This window comes from Megasphaera massiliensis, from assembly GCF_036305205.1.
Classification (GTDB): Bacteria; Bacillota; Negativicutes; order Veillonellales; family Megasphaeraceae; genus Megasphaera; species Megasphaera massiliensis.
Genome location: NZ_JAXIXE010000005.1, coordinates 56,268 through 75,302, shown reverse-complemented (window position 1 = coordinate 75,302; position 19,035 = coordinate 56,268). Strand labels below are relative to the sequence as shown.

General features: G+C 51.6%; 14 protein-coding genes, 2 tRNA genes and 1 other annotated feature. Of the genes, 5 read left to right on the top strand and 11 right to left on the bottom strand.

The features are described 5' to 3' along the window. Positions 1-42: 42 nt before the first annotated feature. From UCI88_RS00925 to UCI88_RS00905, 5 genes are all read right to left on the bottom strand, one after another. Positions 43-118: transfer RNA gene (locus UCI88_RS00925), tRNA-Asn, on the bottom strand. Between the two features lie 5 nt (positions 119-123). Beyond that, positions 124-198: transfer RNA gene (locus tag UCI88_RS00920), tRNA-Gly, on the bottom strand. A gap of 201 nt (positions 199-399) precedes the next feature. Next, positions 400-1,314, bottom strand: coding sequence for a nickel pincer cofactor biosynthesis protein LarC (larC, locus tag UCI88_RS00915; RefSeq protein WP_256179985.1), 915 nt, complete (start codon positions 1,312-1,314; stop codon positions 400-402). 11 nt (positions 1,315-1,325) lie between these two features. Beyond that, complete coding sequence (locus UCI88_RS00910) at positions 1,326-2,327, bottom strand: nicotinate-nucleotide--dimethylbenzimidazole phosphoribosyltransferase (RefSeq protein ID WP_256179986.1); 1,002 nt, start codon at positions 2,325-2,327, stop codon at positions 1,326-1,328. Between the two features lie 82 nt (positions 2,328-2,409). Next, a complete protein-coding gene (locus UCI88_RS00905; protein ID WP_330023882.1) occupies positions 2,410-3,507 on the bottom strand; it encodes an iron-containing alcohol dehydrogenase family protein in 1,098 nt (365 codons plus the stop codon). Between the two features lie 449 nt (positions 3,508-3,956). Between UCI88_RS00905 and UCI88_RS00900 the strand changes: the two genes are divergently transcribed. Both UCI88_RS00900 and UCI88_RS00895 read left to right on the top strand, forming a co-directional pair. Beyond that, entirely contained in the window at positions 3,957-5,834 is a 1,878-nt protein-coding gene (locus tag UCI88_RS00900) for a carbon starvation CstA family protein (RefSeq protein WP_044502922.1), read from the top strand. Positions 5,835-6,281: 447 nt separating this feature from the next. Then, the gene (locus UCI88_RS00895; protein WP_065360242.1) at positions 6,282-8,159 is read left to right on the top strand and encodes a carbon starvation CstA family protein; all 1,878 of its coding nucleotides are present in this window, start codon (positions 6,282-6,284) and stop codon (positions 8,157-8,159) included. Positions 8,160-8,265: 106 nt separating this feature from the next. Here UCI88_RS00895 and UCI88_RS00890 read toward each other — a convergent pair whose 3' ends face one another. From UCI88_RS00890 to UCI88_RS00870, 5 genes are all read right to left on the bottom strand, one after another. Further along, positions 8,266-9,165, bottom strand: a complete 900-nt coding sequence (locus UCI88_RS00890; protein WP_256179988.1) for a radical SAM protein — start codon at positions 9,163-9,165, stop codon at positions 8,266-8,268. Between the two features lie 11 nt (positions 9,166-9,176). Continuing rightward, a complete protein-coding gene (locus UCI88_RS00885; protein WP_256180001.1) occupies positions 9,177-10,574 on the bottom strand; it encodes an FAD-binding oxidoreductase in 1,398 nt (465 codons plus the stop codon). 77 nt (positions 10,575-10,651) lie between these two features. Then, the gene (locus UCI88_RS00880) at positions 10,652-11,932 is read right to left on the bottom strand and encodes a DUF445 domain-containing protein (protein ID WP_256180003.1); all 1,281 of its coding nucleotides are present in this window, start codon (positions 11,930-11,932) and stop codon (positions 10,652-10,654) included. Further along, entirely contained in the window at positions 11,929-13,203 is a 1,275-nt protein-coding gene (locus tag UCI88_RS00875; protein ID WP_256180005.1) for a DUF445 domain-containing protein, read from the bottom strand. The genes UCI88_RS00880 and UCI88_RS00875 overlap by 4 nt, the downstream gene beginning before the upstream one ends. Before the next feature lie 8 nt (positions 13,204-13,211). Further along, positions 13,212-13,904 (bottom strand): MBL fold metallo-hydrolase, encoded by a 693-nt coding sequence (locus UCI88_RS00870; RefSeq protein ID WP_256180007.1) that lies wholly within the window; start codon positions 13,902-13,904, stop codon positions 13,212-13,214. 248 nt (positions 13,905-14,152) lie between these two features. Beyond that, positions 14,153-14,368, top strand: a binding site (T-box leader). Between UCI88_RS00870 and cysE the strand changes: the two genes are divergently transcribed. From cysE to cooS, 3 genes are all read left to right on the top strand, one after another. Continuing rightward, on the top strand, positions 14,368-15,120 hold the full coding sequence (cysE, locus tag UCI88_RS00865; protein WP_071822268.1) for a serine O-acetyltransferase: 753 nt from the start codon (positions 14,368-14,370) through the stop codon (positions 15,118-15,120). Its footprint overlaps the feature before it by 1 nt. 149 nt (positions 15,121-15,269) lie before the next feature. Further along, complete coding sequence (cysK, locus tag UCI88_RS00860) at positions 15,270-16,214, top strand: cysteine synthase A (protein WP_044502930.1); 945 nt, start codon at positions 15,270-15,272, stop codon at positions 16,212-16,214. Positions 16,215-16,371: 157 nt separating this feature from the next. Beyond that, positions 16,372-18,558: an anaerobic carbon-monoxide dehydrogenase catalytic subunit gene (cooS, locus tag UCI88_RS00855; RefSeq protein WP_256180010.1), complete on the top strand. Its 2,187-nt coding sequence runs from the start codon at positions 16,372-16,374 to the stop codon at positions 18,556-18,558. Positions 18,559-18,672: 114 nt separating this feature from the next. On the opposite strand, the gene UCI88_RS00850 is transcribed toward cooS, so the two are convergent. After that, complete coding sequence (locus tag UCI88_RS00850; protein WP_256180012.1) at positions 18,673-19,035, bottom strand: DUF1667 domain-containing protein; 363 nt, start codon at positions 19,033-19,035, stop codon at positions 18,673-18,675.

Below are 19,035 nucleotides of genomic sequence, written 5' to 3'. Positions count from 1 at the left end.
GAGTCAGAGTCCGTTGCCTTACCGCTTGGCGACACCCCTGTATGGCTCCTCAAGTAGGACTCGAACCTACGACAAATCGGTTAACAGCCGATTGCTCTACCAACTGAGCTATTGAGGACTAAATGGAGCGGAAAACGAGGCTCGAACTCGCGACCCCCACCTTGGCAAGGTGGTGCTCTACCACTGAGCTACTTCCGCATGAAAGTTGACTTATCTCACCGAAACGGGGAGACTTGTCGGCACCTTTTGTAAATATTTTTTACAAATCACAAGTGCTTAATAAGTTTAACACAGAGCCAAAGGATTGTCAAGAACGTTTTCTATTCTAAAAAATCTGAAGCCCTGTAAAAGGCGGCTCAAAAAGCAACCCTTTACAGGAACAATCAGAAAGTTTCTCGGTTACAACGGTGACGCTTCACCAATAAACCCGCGCAGGACATTGGGCGTTGCCAAGTTTTTGGTTCCGGCACCATAGGCTACGGTATGATAGATGAAGTCAGCCGGTCTTTGCCCTGCATGAGCTAAGACTTTCACCAAGGCAGCTCCCGTCGGCGTAACCAATTCACCCTTGATATCCGTCGAATACCAGGGAATACCGGACAAAAGTTCCGCTGTGGCCGGCGCCGGCACAGGCATGATGCCGTGGGCGCAGCGGACAAAGCCGCTTCCTGCATGAAGAGACGAGGTGCTGATCTGTTCGATGCCCAAGTAGTTCAGACACCAAACGGTACCGACGATATCCAAGATGCAGTCGATGGCGCCAACTTCATGAAAATGAATTTCCTCGACCGGTACTCCGTGTACCTTGGCTTCCGCTTCAGCTAAGGCCTGAAAGACGGCCAGGCTCTTGGTTTTTATCCCTTCTTCCAAGGGCGACCCTTTGATAATCTGCGTAATCTCCGCCAGGCCGCGATGGTGGTGGTGATGATGGTGACCGGTCATATCGACGAGGTGGCCGGAAGCGTCGTGATGGTGTTCATGGCAGTGATCATCATGATCATGGTGGTCATGATGGTCATGATCATCGTAATCGTGATGGTCATGATCATCGTGATCGTGATGTTCGTGATCATCGTGATCGTGATGTTCGTGATCATCGTGGGCATCGTGCTTTTCATCATCTAATATTACATTATAATAAACGGCCTGCACGCCGCCCTTATTCTCACTGCGGCACAGGAGTTCATATCCCGTGAGCTGAAGCGAGGCCATGGCCTTTTGAAAAGCTTCAAATGGGACCCCTGCCTGGATGAGCATGCCGACGAACATATTGCCGCTGATACCGGAAAAACAGTCGAGATGTAGTGTTTTCATCGTGGGACTCCTTACTTCAAATTATCGTTCATCATTTGGACAGCGGCATCGAGCATGGTCAGCCCCATGGCTGAGCCCATTCCCTGGTCGAGATTCTGCTCGAGTTCAACGAAGGGTTTCAGTCCTAATTTCTTCATCTGCATCTGATGTACCGGTTCCTGGTATTGAGCCGACGGGCAAACATAGTCCTCAACCGTCGGGCACAAGGCGCGAGCCAAGAGGACGGCCGCCCCGGTCACGGCATTGTCAAAGACGACGAGCATTTTACACCGAGCTGCCGATAAAATGAACCCTACCATGGCCGCAATGTCGGGCGATCCGGCGCGGCGCAGCAAATCCAAAGGATTTTCCGGGTCGAAATTCATTTCCTCCATGACGCGTTTCAGCGAATCCAACTTTTTGCCGGACGTCATAGACGCCGGAAGGTCTTCCAATTGACCGCGGAAAAAGGCCGCCGTTATGATAAAAGCTGTGAGGAGATCCCGTTCGCCGATATTGCCGAGGCCGACGGCCGTATATCCTTCTTCAGCCAGGTTCTCGCCAAGCTGCAGACCGCTGAACAGGGCATCCATCATTTCATCTTCACTCATGGCGTCCCGGCGAGCCCAAAAATGGCTGCCGTGCATGACTTTCAGATTCTGGACCCCCTGCGATTCGGCCAAGTCATCTTCAAGGCCCATGTCGAGGAGCATGACACCGGCTCCGATACGGTGAGCCACCTTATTGATAGCCCCGCGGCCTCCTGCAATTTCTAAAGCATCGGCCTTACTGGTCTTGCCCTGGGTCTTATTTTCCCCGCCGTCGACGGCATGGTCGGCAGCAAAGATTGCAATGGCCTTCTGCAGCGTTTCCGGATGAAGGGTCTGCTGCACGCCGGCAATACGGCCTGCCAGATACGATAATTTGCTGTCCTGGCGAATTGTCAGGCTGGCCAAGCGCTGGTAGCACTCCGCAGCCTTAGCCAGATCCATCGGTTCAATGGCCTTAATAATTTGTTCTAATACAGGATCCATACTTCCTCCATAAAAGACAGTCATCGTCTCACCATGCCGGAATATCTCCTATGACAAACGATGTGCATATACGAAATGTTGCTTATAATGACTTACCGAATTCATCGGTATCGAGAATAGCCTGTTTAAAAGCATCCTTGGTCATCGGCGTGGGAACGCAGGTCCATTCACGCAGGGCCGGGGCGGCATCGACGACGGCGTCGATTTCATCGGCCTTGATGTCTAAGGCTGCCAGGGTCGTCGGGTAATTGCATTTTTTATAGAAAGCAGCGACCTTATCCCGCAGTTCAAACTGTTTATCGTAGGTCAAGAGGACTAAGACACCGAAGGAAACAGTTCCGCCGTGAAGATGGCCTTCGACAACCTGGGGAAGGACCGTCGAGGCATTGTAGAACATGTGCGCCAAGGACGAATTATAATAGTATTCTTCACCGCCTGTCGTGCAGTTGGAAACGAGGCCCGTGCTGATAATGATGTCTAAGACGACCTGCTGCAGTTCATACGTAATCTGGTTGGCCTTGAAGTCTGCCAGTGCCTTTTCCCCATACTGGAGAAGCGGTTCCGTACAAGTCTTTCCGATAGCCCGGCCCAAGAGAACGGTATGGAAGTGTTCTGCAGCCCGGCTGGCCAGTTCCGATTCACATTCCTTACTCATAGCATCGCCAATGCCGGCCCAGAAGAATTTAAAGGGAGAATCAGCAATGACAGCCATATTGATGAAGGTGTGAACCGGCGGCTGATCGAGGTAATAATAGCCGGCGAAGGACTTATCTGCTTTGTACATGACGGAAATAGCCGTCGACGGAGCGCAGTTAGACGCCAGGGTCGGGAAAGCAAAGAAGGCTTTATCGGCCTTATCGGCAACGACCTTCCCCGTATCGATGGCCCGGCCGCCGCCGACACCGAAAACGAGATCTGCCTCTTGAACGGCTTTTTCTTTCAGCAGGCGATCGACGTGTTCAAAGGTGGCATCGTCGCCATACCACAACACGTCGAGGACTTCGAGATCCGTTTTGGCAATGGCATCGAGGAGCGGCTGTTTAGCCTTGGACAGAGCCGTCTTACCGCCGATGATGACGACTTTTTTCCCAAAGTGTTTGGTGATCTTACCAATGGCATCATAGGCATGTATCCCGATGGTAAAAGCCGGCAAAACCAAGGTGTATTCAGATTTAGACATTCTAAAACCTCCTATAATATATGATAATAAGTTCAAAAACTATGGTTATTATAGCATTGTCCCTTGCTTATGAAAAGTCCACTCCCACTGGCCGATTTGGTTCGCAATACATATGAAAAATACATATGTAGGTTTCGTCACAAATCACTTTTAGTAAATTTAATCAATATATAGTTTATCGGTCCAAATATAAATCAATATATGGTATAAAAAATTCAAATATACGATATCGTAATTTCATCATGTCTTTTAAGTCATCAAGAATAGTTATTTATTCCCAAGGAGAATCTTGTTTTTAACCCAAAAGGATATATAATGAGAGAGCTACAGAGATAGCAAAAAATTTCAACGTGCCATTTACTTTTTTCCAATTCATCAAATTCGGCATTATGTTGCTTTATAACGGATAAAGATATAGGCACACAAAATTCAAAGGAGGTTCTTTTTGTATGAACGGTTTATATCTCGTCATTATTTCTGCCTTAGTGTTCGTACTGGCTTACCGTTTTTACGGCGCATTCATTGCCGCCAAGGTATTGACCCTGAACCAGTACAAAGTTACACCGGCCTTCCGTTTTGAAGACGGTCACGACTACGTTCCGACGAACAAATACGTCGTCTTCGGCCACCATTTCGCAGCTATCGCCGGTGCCGGCCCGCTGGTCGGTCCGGTCATCGCAGCCCAGTTCGGCTACCTGCCCGGTGCCTTATGGATTCTCATCGGCGGCGTCCTCGCCGGTGCCGTCCACGATATGGTCATCCTCTTCTGCTCCATGCGGTACGACGGCAAGTCCATTGCCGAAATCGCCAAAGCCCAGATCGGTGACAAAACAGGCTTGGCAACGTCCTTTGCCGTCTTGTTCCTCAATATCCTCTGCATGGCCGGCATGGCCGTCGTCATCGCCAACGCCCTGCACGACAGCCCTTGGGGTACATTCACCATCGGCATGACCATTCCTATCGCCATCTTCGTCGGTATCTACATGCAGTTCCTGCGTCCCGGCAAAATTAAAGAAGGCACCATCATCGGCGTCGTCTTGACCTTGCTGGCCGTCGTCGCCGGCCCTGCCGTCCAGGCTTCGCCGACCTTGGCTCCCCTCTTTACCATCAATGCTACGGGCATCTCCATCGCCCTCATCATCTACGGCTTCATCGCAGCTGCCCTTCCGGTATGGCTGCTCCTGGCACCGCGTGACTACCTCTCGACGTACATGAAAATCGGTACCATCGGCGCCTTGGCCCTGGGCATCATCATCGTCGGGCCGAACATTCAGATGCCGGCTATGACCCAGTTTACGGCTGGCGGCGGCCCGGTCATCACCGGTGCTGTCTTACCGTATATCTTCGTTACCATCGCCTGCGGCGCTATCTCCGGTTTCCACTGCATGATTGCAACGGGCACGACGCCGAAAATGCTGATGAACGAACGCTCCATCCTGCCCGTCGGCTATGGCGCTATGGTTACGGAATCGTTCGTTGCCATGATGGCTTTAATCGCAGCCTGCTCGCTGGTACCGAATGATTACTTTGCCATCAACTCTTCGGCCGCTCATTTCCAGGCCCTGGGCATTCAAGTCGTCGACCTGCCGCACCTGAGCAACATGGTCGGTGAAGACGTCGCCCATCGTCCGGGCGGTGCCGTTTCCCTGGCTGTCGGCATGGCTTATATCTTCTCCAACCTGCCCGGCCTCGATCACCTCATGAACTACTGGTACCACTTCTGCATCATGTTCGAAGCCTTATTCATTATGACCATCATCGATGCCGGTACCCGTGTCGGCCGTTATATGCTCCAGGAACTCGTCGGCCGCGTATGGCCTAAGTTCGGCGATCCGAACTGGAAACCCGGTGCCATCATCGCTTCTGCTTTGATCTGCGGGGCTTGGGGTTATTTAGTCCTCAACGGCAACCTGTCCACCATCTGGCCGATCTTCGGCGTATCGAACCAGCTCCTCGCTATCATCGCCCTTTCGATTTCGTCGGTCGTCCTCTGCTCTATGGGCAAAGCTCGTTACCTTTGGGTTACGGCCATTCCCTGGGCTTTCCTGATGGTCATGATCTTCTGGGCTGACTATCTCAACATCTTCGAAATTTACCTTCCGAAGGGTGAATGGACGATGTTCACCGTTTCCATCATCATGGCCCTGTTGGTCATCATCGTTGCCGTCGGCGCCGTCCGCAAGTGCATCTACTTAGCAAAGACGGTCCCTGCCAACTATGACACTTCGGAAATCGTTGAAACGGAAGAACTGAAACACCTCCAGGAACTGGTAAAAACTGATAAAGCAGCTCAGCGTTTCCAAGAAATGTCTGTCGCTCATCATTAATCAACTGCATCAAAGGCACTATCTTCATAGATAGTGCCTTTTTTATTTAACAATTTCCGTTATATATTAAGGAAATACCCCTCCACAAATTATTTTACTCAGTACATCATGAGTTTTTTTCATATATATATCGTAAACTTTACCATAAGTAACTTGCTATTTTTACTTCTTTAAACTATAGTAGGTGTATAGTAAAATCGTTATATGATATTTATAAACGACAAAAAGTCAATAGAATTGTAACAAAAACGTTTTACTTGGATGGACTGAGGATGTGGCGTTGCATCCGATTATAATATTCCTCATCAAAGCACCTGCGGCAAAAGTGATGAGATCCATACCCCCATCAAAAGCATGGCATCAGCTTTATATTTCGTACCTATACAACGCCTGTTTTGTAAGCGTCCAGCGCTTCACGAAATAAATATGATAAGGAGGGAATTTTTTATGAATGGTTTGTTTTTAGTTATCATTTCTGCATTAATATTTGTGCTGGCTTACCGTTTCTATGGTGCTTTTATTGCCGCAAAAGTACTGACCGTTAACCAGTATAAGGTTACACCGGCTTTCCGTTTTGAAGACGGTCATGACTACGTGCCGACCAATAAGTACGTCGTCTTCGGCCATCACTTCGCGGCTATCGCCGGTGCCGGCCCCCTCGTAGGCCCGGTCATCGCAGCCCAGTTCGGTTACTTACCGGGCGCCCTGTGGATTCTCATCGGCGGTGTCCTCGCCGGTGCCGTCCATGACATGGTCATCCTCTTTGCGTCCATGCGCTATGACGGCAAATCCATTGCCGAAATCGCCAAAGCTCAGATTGGTGACAAAGTCGGCCTGGCAACATCCTTTGCCGTCTTGTTCCTCAACATCCTGGCTATGGCCGGCATGGCCGTCGTCATCGTCAATGCCCTTCACGACAGCCCTTGGGGTACTTTCACGATCGGCATGACCATTCCTATCGCTATTTTCGTCGGCGTCTACATGCAGTTCCTGCGCCCGGGCCACATCAAAGAAGGTACGGTCATCGGCGTAGCATTGACACTTCTCGCCGTCATTCTCGGTCCGTCCGTATCGGCTTCGCCGACACTGGCTCCCCTGTTCACGATCAATGCTAAGGGCATTTCCATCGCCCTCATCATCTACGGCTTCGTAGCTGCCGCTCTTCCCGTATGGCTGCTCCTGGCTCCGCGTGACTACCTCTCGACGTACATGAAAATCGGTACCATCGGTGCTCTGGCCCTCGGTATCATCATCGTCGGACCTACGATTCAGATGCCGGCTATGACTCAGTTTGTCGCCGGCGGCGGCCCGGTCATCACCGGTCCGGTCCTTCCGTATATCTTCATCACCATCGCCTGCGGTGCCATCTCCGGCTTCCACTGCATGATTTCGACCGGTACGACGCCGAAGATGCTGATGAACGAACGCTCCATTCTCCCCGTAGGCTACGGCGCCATGCTGACCGAATCCTTCGTCGGCATGATGGCCCTTATCGCAGCCTGCTCCCTCATCCCGAACGACTACTTCGCCATCAACTCGACAGCTGAACACTTCCAGGCCCTGGGCATCCAGGTCGTCGACCTGCCTCAGTTGAACGCCATGGTCGGTGAAGACGTAGCTCATCGTCCCGGCGGCGCCGTTTCGCTGGCTGTCGGCATGGCTTTCATCTTCTCCAACATCCCCGGCCTTGACCACCTGATGAACTACTGGTATCACTTCTGCATCATGTTTGAAGCCCTGTTCATCATGACCATCATCGACGCCGGTACTCGTGTCGGCCGTTACATGCTCCAGGAACTCATCGGCCGCGTATGGCCGAAGTTCGGCGATCCCCATTGGCTCCCCGGCGGCATCGTCGCCTCGGCTCTGATCTCCGGCGCATGGGGTTACATCGTACTCCAAGGCAACCTGTCTACGATTTGGCCGATATTCGGTGTATCGAACCAGCTCTTGGCCATCATCACCCTGGCCATCTCGACCGTTGTCATCTGTGCTATGGGTAAGGCCCGCTTCGCCTGGGTCACGGTCATCCCCTGGGTTTTCCTGACCGTCGTTATCTTCTGGGCTGATTACCTCAATATGTTCAACATCTACCTGCCCAAGCAGGAATGGCTCCTCTTCGGCGTATCGGCTATCATGGCCATCTTGGTCATCATCGTCAGCGTAGCCTCTGCACGGAAATGCCTTGAATTGGCAAAGACCGTACCGCCCAGCTACGATACGTCTGAAACGGTAGAAGCTGAAGAATTGAAACACCTCGAAGAATTAGTTAAATCCGATCCGATTGCCAAACGCTTTAAAGAATTGACCGTCGATCAACACTAAGACCATATAAAAAGACTGCCCCTGTGACAGCGCCTGAGATGTACATGCTCTCAGGCAGCTGCCGGGACAGTCTTTTTTATATGCATTTTTATCGATACCGAGATCGTTAGATAACGCCGGTTCCGTCAAAATCGGGAATGAAGTCATCGCTGGCGCTCTCTTTTTCCTGAACAAATCCGTCTTCAATACCGCTGTCAAAGAGATACTGTTCCGCCTCATCGTACTCTTCATCGGTCAAGGGACGGTTGATTTCCGGATAGTCTCCCGCCCGGCCGCAAGGCACGTATTGGCGCATCAAACTGAATAAAACCTGGCCGTCGTCGAAATGGTTCCGCACCCAATCGATGACGGCTTTCGTATTGTCGACACAGCCGGGAAGGATGAGGTGGCGGATGATGACGCCTTTTTTCAAAATTCCGTCGTTATCGAGTTCGTAAGGACCTACCTGGTCATACATGCGAAGAATGGCTTCGGCTGCGACCTGCGGGTAGTCTGCAGCACCGCTGTAGCGTTCGGCTAAGGCTGAATCGAGGTATTTAAAGTCCGGCAAATAAATCTGCACCTTATCTTTAAATCGATTGATGGTCTCTACCGATTCATAACCGCCGCAGTTATAGACGACGGGCACCGGCAAGGGATCTGCCAAGCTCTCTAAAATGGCAGAGGTATATGGCGTCGGCGTCACCAGATTGATGTTATGGGCGCCCTTTTCAATGAGCTCACTATAGATTTCCCGGAGCCTTCCGGGCGTAATCGGAACTCCCTTTCGTCCCATGGAGATGATGGAATTTTGGCAGAAGCAGCAGCGCAGATTACAGCTCGTAAAAAAGACCGTTCCCGACCCGCGTGTCCCGCTGATGCACGGTTCCTCCCATCGATGCAGGGCCGCTCTGGCCACGACGGGCTGGAGCGGAGAATGGCAAAAGCCGGGCATTCCCTTCTCATTCCAAAGGAGGCTGCGGACGACACCGCAGCGTCGAGGACAGTCATTACATATCGATTCCATAGTCACGCACCTCAATCAAAAATCTTTCCGGGATTTAAAATCCCCTTCGGGTCCCAAGCCCGTTTCAAAGCTTTCATCAATTCCAACTCGACGGGGTCAGTATATTTTGCAAATAAAGCTTTCCGGGCCTGACCGATACCGTGTTCGCCGGAAACAGCGCCGCCCAGACGATAGGCTGCTTCACAGGCCTTATCTTCAAAAGCCGCGATACGACCTCCTTCATCGGCCTCATCTGCAAAGCCCCGACGCAGGAGGTCCAAGTGAATATTGCCGTCTCCGGCATGGCTGACACCGCGGAATACGACGCCCGTCGCTTCACCGATGGCCTTCAACTCGTTCATGAAGGACAATAGTTTATCCGGCGGTACGACGAAGTCTTCCATGGCGGCGACCGGGCAGTCCGAAGCCGACGCTTCGGTAAAGGCCTTGCGGGCCTTCCAAACTTTTTCGGCATCGGCCATGAAGACTTCGACAGCCCCGAGAGATCGGCAGATGTCATCGAGATTCATGCAGTCATCGTCAAGGCCGTCTTCACTTTGACTGTCAAGCTGGATAATCATATAGGCTCCGCCTTCAGGGCAGTTCTGTTTTTCATCGAGCCATTCCCCGACGACTTCGATGACATCGTAATCCATAAATTCCAAACACGTCGGCGTAATACCGGCCTTGGGGAGCGCCGTCACCAGCGACAAGGCCTGTTCGGCCGATGGAAAGACGGCCAGGACGTGTGCCGTCGACTTTGGCAAGGGCACAAGCTTTAAGGTCAGTTTCGTAATAATGCCCAACGTCCCTTCAGAACCAACGACGATTTTTTCCAAGGGGTAGCCGGCCGTCATCTTATGGAGGCGCTTACCGAGATTAGCAATTTTCCCGGTCGGCGTGACGACTTCAAGAGCATAGATTTGGTCTCTCGTCGTCCCATACTTCACGGCCCGGTTACCGCCGGCATTGGTGGCCCCGTTGCCGCCGATGCAGCAGCTGTCGCCGCTGCACGGGTCACCGGCATAGAGAAGGCCCCTTTTACCGGCTTCCTTTTGTATCGTCTCGGTAATGACGCCGGCTTCTACGACCATGTACATAGCCGCTTCATTAATTTCCAAAATGCGGTTCATCCGCTCCGTACTGACTATAATGCCGCCGCGGCCGTCGACAAGGGCACCGCCTTCAAGGCCCGTCCCGGTCCCTCTGGGAATGACGGGAATGACGGCCTCGTTAGCCAAAGCGACAACAGCAGCCAATTCCTCCGCCGTTGCCGGTAAGACGACGGCATCGGGCAGAAAAGGCACCGCAAAGGTGCCTTCATCGCGACCGTAGGGAATCCGTTTATCGTCATCGGTCCAAACATATTTTTCACCTACAATGGCCTGTAAGGCCGTTATGACTGCAGGGGTTATCTGATTATACTCCATGTATTCATCCTCATAAGACAGCCCGTCCTGTTAGAAGGACGGGCACAACGCAAAACGAGCAATTCCAGAGAACCTGATTACAGAAAGAGGCCCCGCAGGAACGGCACGAGGGTAAACTGATAGATTTTCAAGACGCCAAAGACGCAAAGGCCGATGGAGGCGCCGACGATGGCACCATTGATACGAATCCAGGCCAGGTCTTCGCCGACCTTACTTTCCAAGAACTGGTTGAACCGATTTTTATCGAAGCCGGACAAGACGTCTCGGACAGCAACGGCAATGAGGGAATGTTCATGTTCCAAGATGACGTTGAACGCCCGGCGGATCTGTTCATCAAGCCATTCCTTGATTTCAGGGTAGGAACGGCAGTATTCGAGGTAGTGGATGAACTGTTCTTCCAGTAAATCTTTCAATTCTTCCCGGCCCTGTTCGCCGGTCATGAAATAGTCTTTCGTCGAATGTTCGATGTCTGTCAGCCACTGCTCGATAGGCAGGGCATCGACGAATTCATTCTGCCAGTTCTGTACCCCAAAGGATAGCTGACCATTCATCGAATAGAGCAGGATTTCCACTTTTCGGCACAGCCATTCCCGCTGTTCGCCTTCAGCATGTTCCCATTGGTCGAGCCAGTTGACGATACCCAGTTTTATATCCTTGGCGATCCGCTGAGTATCGACGATACCGAGAACCTTAGTCAAGGTAATGCTGGACATAGAGGAGTGCTGCGATTCTTCGCGCCACTGGATGATGAGCCGTTCCAACAGTTTGTCAAAATCTTCGCTGTTGACGACGCGGCGAACGAGATTGATCAGGTCCTGGAACATGGGGCTCGTCGGATCTTCGAGCAGCGAAACGAGGCGGTCTTCCAAGAAGCTTACCAAAGGCTGGCGCTTCAAATACATGCGGAGGTGCCCGGCTATGGCCGTCTGAGTTTCACCACGCTGAATATGCTGATGGACCCGTTGAGCGACTTCATAGAGCCCCGTACGGAGTTTTTCCCGCCCCTGAGGGCCGCGCAGCCAGTCGACGGCTTTATCCATAAAGGAAATTTGATAGAGCTTATCCTTCCACATGTCGGGCTGGAGCAGCTTTTCCGATATCAATCGGGCAATCCCGTCAATGATGCGGTCGCGATGGCGATACAAGAGCTCTGTATGATAGGGAAATCCCAAAGGTTTTTCAAAGAGGGCCGTAACGGCAAACCAGTCAGCAATACTGCCGATGAGAGCTGATTGGATAACGAAGAACAAGAGCTCTTCCCAAACCGATACGTCGTGGGTGTACCACCAAAAGAAGATGGCGATGAAGGCGACGAACGACAAGCCTAAAATGAGATTGGCACGCTGTCGGTAAGTCATAAGATAGCCCCTCCTTTCATGGCGTACATAGCAAGGTATATGACGGCCCCTAAGACGGCGCCGACGAGGGAGCCGTTGACGCGAATCATCTGCAAGTCATACCAGACACTGTTTTCCAGTTGTTCTGCAAGATAAGTTCCGTCATATTTAAGGATTTCTGCTTCAGCCGTCTTACCGAACCAAACCTGGAGCCGCTTCAATTCGCGGGCAGCAAAAGCCAGGGCCTGGCGGTTGATCTGTTCGACCTGCTCCGGATTTTGGTGCCAGCCTTCCAGTTTTTGGACGACAAATTCTGCCGCTGCCGTACAGAAGCGCTTCTGATTGTCCGGATTCTGGACGTAACGCTGCCAAGCTTCCTCGGTATCCGGCCGCAGCATCAAATGATTATACATCTTATCCTTATAAGCATCGATGCGCTGACTCCATTCTTCATTGATTTCGATGTGTTCAGCCTGCTTCCACAAGTAGTGGAGAGCCTGCTGGCGCTGAAGGGAGTTTTCCTCTTTGGTTTCTTCCAAAAGAGCCAGGCATTTTTCCTGCAGCAAACCGGCAACGTGGCTCGGCTGAAAGACTTCCATTTTAATGGCCGCTTTAATAGCCCATCCCAATAAGATGTTGTGCTTGGCATACTGCCGCAGGGACTCTTCATAGATTTCGCCGATATAGCCTTTTGTCGTATCGCTCTTCACGACTTGTTCCAAGGCAAAGATCATAAAATCGAGGAAATCCTTGCCCGATTCACCGCGAAGGCTGGCTTGAATCGCCTTGCTCATGACCGGCGCCAAATCGATTTTTTCGACGGCCGATCCGCCGATGCCGGCAAAGGCCTTGACGACGGTCTTCATGTCGACGGTGTACAAAAAGGTGTTTAAAATTTGGCCGAAGATGCGCTCTGCCGATTGGAATCCCTTTTCCGTATGGAGATAGTCCAGCGTCGCCCCTAAAATAGGATGGCGTTTGAGGACATTATACATATTGGAAACGGTCAAAATCTCCGATTCAATCATGTGCCGCGCCATTTCGGCAATCCGTTCCCTACTATTGGGAATCAAAGCGGTCTTAAAGGAAATGCCCAAGGGGCGCCGAAACAGCGCCGTAACCGCATACCAGTCGGCAAGACCCCCGATAAGGGCCGCTCCTGCTAAATGAGTCAAGAGGCCGCCTGCAAAAAAGTCTTGGAACGGATAGGACAATAAGAGAACGATTGCGGCTATAATCAGGATATAATTGGCAATCTGGCTCCGTCTTCCGCCATTTGTGTTACTCGCCATAATACCTCCTATTTATCGATGATGAGGTCATCCCCATCGTGCTTGGGAATCCATAAGGGTACGTCGTAAGCCTTTTTAAATTCATCAGACGGCGTCCACGGCGTTCCAAAATAATGCATGGGAATGAGACACTTGGTTACGGAAACATCCTTTAAAAATTCTTTGACGCCCCATTCACGAGCCCCTTCTAAGCGGGCGTCAACAGGGAAAAAGGTGATGTCGAAGGTCCGCCCCACTAAATGCTTCATTTCTCGTTCGAAATTGGCCTTGGCTTCAGCATTGTTTTCATCGGTGTCGCCAAGCCAGTGCCACCAATTCAAGTCCCCGGCATGGAAAATCTTCAATCCGTCTGTTTCGACGAGGAACGATCCTCCTTCGTCGGTCGATCCGAATTGGGTGATCTTCGTATCGCCAAGGGTCAGCGTATCATAGAGCTTCATGGCATGAACCGCCTTGAGGCCGTCTCGTTTCAAAGGCACGTCTTCATTGATAATGTACTGGTCGCCGTCGAAGTCGGCAATGCGGCCGTTAAAGTGGTCGTCATGCCAGTGCGTAACGAAAAACCAGACCGGTTTCCGACGGATTTGGCTGTAAGCCTTGACCGTTCCTGACGGATCTTTGTAATAATCAAAGACCAGAACCTTGGAATCAGTCTCAACAGAAAAGCCACTATGATTTAAATAGGTAATCTGCGTGCTCATATAATATAACCTCCTTTATCGGTTGATAAATCATTATGCATAGTCTTTATTATACCATATATGCGCTCTCGATGTACATCGTGCCAGCCGTCCTTCCCCGCAGCGAGGCCATTTTTCTCCTCCCTAAACGGAGAAAAAAACAGGTTCATCATCGTCATTTTTAATAAATCACCAAATTTGTCATCTTTTTACAAAAATTCTATTGACAAACGGAAAGCGAAGGCGTATTATGTTCTCAAACCAAAGACATAAATGCAATGATTGAAACAAGTACACACAGGAAACGGTACAGAGAGTAGGGGTCATTGGCTGAAAGCCCTTATCAAAGTCAACTGTGATGGAATGCCTTCAAGAGCAGGATGATTGAACTTAACAGTAGGTCATCTCGGTTGCCGCCGTTATGGGTATTGAGTGGCAGTCTTCGTACTGCAATCAGAGTGGAACCACGGACCATCGTCTCTGTATGACGAGGTCTTTTTTTTATTCATTTTTTCAGACTACAGGAGGGCGCCCAGCCATGTTCAAATCACTTCGCAACGACATTCGCGTCATTAAGGACCGCGACCCGGCGGCCAAAAATACGCTTGAAGTCTTGCTCTGTTATTCCGGCCTTCATGCCATTTGGGCTTACCGCCTGGCTCACTTCTTTTACCGCCGCCAATGGTTCGTCACGGCCCGAATTATTTCCACCATCTCCCGTTTCTTTACGGGAATCGAAATTCATCCCGGTGCTCAAATCGGTGAAGGACTTTTTATCGACCATGGCATGGGAATTGTCATCGGCGAGACGACGATCATCGGCAACAACGTATCCCTCTATCAGGGCGTAACCCTCGGCGGTACCGGTAAAGAAAAAGGAAAACGCCATCCGACCATCGGCGACTACGTCGTCGTCGCCTGCGGGGCCAAAGTCCTCGGTTCTTTTACCGTCGGTGAAGGCGCAAAAATCGGGGCCGGCTCCGTCGTCCTCAAAGCCGTTCCACCGCACTCGACCGTCGTTGGTATTCCCGGACGGGTCGTCGTTCAAAAGGGCAAGCACCTCAAAGCCAGCCACAGCGAACGCGACGTCGACCTCAATCACAATCGCCTGCCTGACCCCATCGAAGATCAGATTGTAGCCCTCAAGCGCCAGGTCATGCTCTTAGAGCATCGCCTCGAACTGATCGACCAGCGGCAGGATGAGCGATGTCCCAACCAAATGAGGCCTCTTAAATAGTCCTCTGCCTTTGTTGTTCCCCTGTACAGGAAATTTTTCCCGGCACAGGCTTACATATAATATATACCCATTCGGTATAGCTTATCATTTACTGTTTATACAATTGCATTCATCGGGGGATGAATCCATACGAAAAGGAGAGATGTATCATGAGTAAAATTTACACGTCTATGTTACAGTTAGTCGGCAACACACCGATCTTGAAACCGGAACGCTACAACAGTGCCGCCGGCATTTCCGCCAATCTGCTCGTTAAACTCGACGCCTTTAACCCGGCCGGTTCTGCCAAAGACCGTATCGCCAAGGCCATGATCGAAGACGCTGAAAAGAAAGGGCTCTTGAAGAAGGGTTCGGTCATCATCGAACCGACCAGCGGCAATACCGGTATCGGTCTGGCTGCCGTCGCCGCCGCCAAAGGCTATCGTGCCATCTTTACCATGCCGGAAACGATGTCCGTCGAACGCCGCAACCTCATCTCCGCTTATGGTGCTGAAATCGTCTTGACTCCGGGGAAAACGGGCATGCAGGGTGCCGTTGACAAAGCCAACGAATTGGCCAAAGAAATTCCCGACTCCTTCATTCCCAGCCAGTTCACGAACCCCGTCAATCCGGAAATTCATCGCCTGACGACGGGTCCGGAAATCTATGAAGATACAGACGGCGCCGTCGACATCTTCTTGGCCGGTATCGGTACAGGCGGCACCATCTCCGGCGTCGGCCAGTACCTCAAAGAAAAGAAACCGTCCGTTAAGATTATCGCTATCGAACCGAAGGATTCTCCGCTCCTCTCCGAAGGCCATGCCGGCCCGCATAAAATCCAGGGCATCGGTGCTAACTTCGTTCCGGAAACCCTCGATACGAAGATTTACGATGAAGTCTTCACGGTCAGCAACGAACAGGCCTTTGAAACGGCTCAGAAATTTACCGAAGCTGAAGGCCTCCTCATCGGTATCTCCGGCGGTGCTGCCCTCTTTGCCGCCTCGGAAGTTGCCAAACGTCCGGAAAATGCCGGTAAGACCATCGTAGCCTTCCTGCCGGATAACGGCGACCGTTACCTCACGACGCCGGGCTTCATCCAGCAAAAAGTAAAATAAATTTCTAAAAAAAACTAGCCAACACCATCTTGCCAAAAAAATGAACTGCTTTTATAATTGAAGGCAGTTCATTTTTTCATTAGGCAAAGTCGATATTTGCTTTATTAAATGAAAGTATTTATTATATATTTTTTATTTTTAGAAGGGGAGTGTCCTCATGTCCGAAGAAGAATTGGAAAAGGAACATAAACACCACGATCACGACCATCATGAACATAAACATGATCATGACCACCATCACGACCATCATCATGATCATGACCACCATCATGATCACGACCACCATCATGATCACGACCATCATCATGATCACGACCATCATCACGATCACGACCACCATCACGACCATGGTCATGACTGTCTGGCCGACCATGTCCATCCCCACGATCACAACCATCCCCACGTTCACGGCGGTGTCAATGACTACATGAAGGCCGTTGCCGAATACCGCAAGACCTTTGCCTCCAAGCAGGATGTCCTGGACCATACGCCGGACCCGGCCGTACGAGAAATGCTGCTGCGCATGGAACAGATTGGCTGTGACACGACCTTTGACCGCTTCGACCAGCAAAAACCGCAGTGTACCTTCGGCCTTGCCGGCGTATGCTGTAAAAACTGCAATATGGGTCCCTGTAAGATTACGCCTAAGACTCCCCTCGGCGTCTGCGGTGCCGATGCCGACCTCATCGTATCACGCAATATCCTGCGCAGTGCCGCTGCCGGTGTAGCCCAGCACGGGGCGCATGCCCGTGAAGTCTTGCTGACCTTGAAATTCATCTCCGAAGGGCGGTTGAACCTCCCTATTCTCGGCGTTGAAAAACTGCATCAGGTCTGCAAAGCCTTCGGCATTCCCGATGACACAGACGACGTCAAAGCCTTGGCCGGCAAATTGGCCGACGTCCTCCTGGCCGACCTCTCCCGCCCGACACCGGATGACTATGAAACGATCAAAGCCATGGCCCCGGCTGAACGGCAAAAAGTTTGGAACGACCTCGACATCATCCCCATCAGTGCTTACAATGAAGTCTTTGACGCCTATCACCGCACCGGCGTCGGTACGGATGGAGACTGGCAGAGCATCATGAAACAGTTCCTGCGCTGCGGACTTGCTTTCTGCTTTACCGGCGTCGTCGCTGCCAACATCGCCACAGACGTCGTCTTCGGCATCGGCCATCGGGCTACTTCAAAAGTAAATATCGGCGCTCTGAAAAAAGGCTATGTCAACATCGCCGTTCACGGCCATCTCCCGACCTTGGTCAGTGAAATCGTCCGTATCGGCCGCACCCAGGAATTCATCGACCTGGCCAAGGCGCACGGTGCCAAGGGCATCCAATTCTACGGCGTCTGCTGTTCCTGCCTGGCCGCCATGTACCGCTATGAAGGGGTTATCCCCCTGTCCAATGCCGTCGGGGCCGAACTCGTTCTCGGGACGGGTGCCCTCGACTTGTGGGTTGCCGACGTACAGGATGTTTTCCCATCCATTATGGACGTCGCCCGCTGCTTCAAGACGACCGTCGTCACGACCAGTGATTCTGCACGCCTGCCCGGTGCCGAACACTACGCCTACGACCATCACCATTCCAACATCGAAGATACGGAAAAATTAGCCAGAAAAATCGTCACCCGGGCCATCGAAAGCTTCGAAGCCCGCCGCGACGTTCCGGTCTTCATTCCGTCTTATGAAGTCACGGCCGATGTCGGCTTCAATGCTGAAAACATTGCCGAAGAATTCAACGGTTTCGGCCCCTTTGCCGATGCCCTTAAGAGCGGGCAGATCAAAGGGATCGTCAACATCGTCGGCTGCAACAATCCCCGTGTCGTTTACGAACGGGCCGTCGTTGACGTGGCCGAAGAACTCCTGAAAAACAACATTCTCCTGTTCACCAACGGCTGTGCTTCCTTCCCGCTCTTGAAACTCGGCTTCTGCAGTAAAGACGGCGCCGTCAAAGCCGGTGACTCCCTGCAGAAATTCCTCGGCGGCAAGCTGCCGCCCGTATGGCACATGGGTGAATGCGTCGACAACACCCGCGCATCCGTCGTCTTAGGCGGTATCGCCCAGGCTGCCGGCCATGACATCAAGGACATGCCTTACGGCTTTGCCAGCCCGGAATGGTCCAATGAAAAAGGCCTCGATGCCTCTTTGGCCTTCCGCCTGTTCGGCATCAACTCTTATCACTGCGTCGAACCGCCGGTCCAAGGTTCGACGAACGTCGAAAACTTCTTAAAGCGCGATACCAAAGAAACCCTCGGTTCGGTCATGACGGTCAACGTCGATCCCAAGGCACTGGCAAAACAGATTGTCGCCGACATCGAAGAAAAACGCCGCAAATTAGGCTGGGACTAATCCCTTTCTGTCGCTATTAATGATTTATATATGTAAAACGCCCGCCAAGGAAATTCCTTGGCGGGCGTTTGTCGTATATACAGAGAGAGGATATTTTGATGTTGTTTTATACGCTTACATATCGCGGCTGGCTACGATATCGACGCCGAGGCCTAAGATATCTTTGACGATGACGTCGCCCGTCTTTACCGGAGCTTTGACGTGAACATCGCGCAGAGCCAGGGCGCAGTCGAGGATTTTCCCCTTGGGCAGTGTCGTCTTGGATACGACCGGCAAGAGCGGCAGTTCGCCGCCTTCGATGCTGACCGTCGACGTCAGCATGCGCTGGGGATTGGTCAATTCCTGGTGGGCATACGTTTCGCCGCGAGGACAGGTGTTGCCGGTGACGTTCGTCACTTTACCGTCTTCCAGGGTAACCGTAAGCAAGCAGCCCATAGGGCAGTTGATGCAGTTTAATTGTTTCGTTTCTACGCTCAT